1 rRNA gene is annotated in these 208 nt (G+C 54.8%); it reads left to right on the plus strand.

Annotated features, from left to right (window positions below):
* A 16S ribosomal RNA gene (locus KB213_RS12725) occupies window positions 1-149 on the plus strand; the annotation flags it as partial.
* Window positions 150-208 lie beyond the last annotated feature (59 nt).

Raw genomic sequence — 208 nt, forward strand, 5'->3', positions numbered from 1 at the left:
ACACACCGCCCGTCACACCATGGGAGTTGGTTCGACCTTGAGCCGGTGAGCGAACCGTAAGGACGCAGCCGACCACTGACGGGTCAGCGACTGGGGTGAAGTCGTAACAAGGTAGCCGTAGGTGTACCTGCGGCTGGTTCACCTCCTTTCAAGGATGATGTCTGATACGTTGGACGTCTCCGAAATAAAAAGTCCTTATCCTTATGGT

The organism is Neokomagataea anthophila (genome assembly GCF_018122595.1).
Taxonomy (GTDB): domain Bacteria; phylum Pseudomonadota; class Alphaproteobacteria; order Acetobacterales; family Acetobacteraceae; genus Gluconobacter; species Gluconobacter anthophilus.